The sequence below is a fragment of the Larkinella sp. C7 genome (assembly GCF_006149005.1).
Lineage (GTDB): Bacteria > Bacteroidota > Bacteroidia > Cytophagales > Spirosomataceae > Larkinella.
This window is the reverse complement of record NZ_VBSL01000126.1, coordinates 304-507: the sequence shown is the minus strand read 5'-3', so window position 1 is coordinate 507 and position 204 is coordinate 304. Positions and strand designations below refer to the sequence as shown.

Below are 204 nucleotides of genomic sequence, written 5' to 3'. Positions count from 1 at the left end.
ATAACGGTCAAGAGACCGGTTAAATTACCATAAACCCGACCAGTCTTCCCACGAATGAGCTCGGCCATATCAGGATTTTTCTTTTGAGGCATGATGGAAGATCCGGTTGAGAAGGTATCAGACAGGGTGATAAACTTGTATTCGTTGGAACACCAGTTGATAATTTCTTCACAGATGCGGCTCATGTGCATCATGAGAATGCTG

At 44.1% G+C, this 204-nt stretch carries 1 protein-coding gene; it reads right to left on the bottom strand.

What is annotated here, in order from left to right; all coding sequences use genetic code 11:
- Nucleotides 1–185, bottom strand: a 185-nt coding sequence (locus FH871_RS34710; RefSeq protein ID WP_255516996.1) for a lyase family protein, incomplete at its 3' end; no start/stop codon positions are given.
- Nucleotides 186–204: the final 19 nt, after the last annotated feature.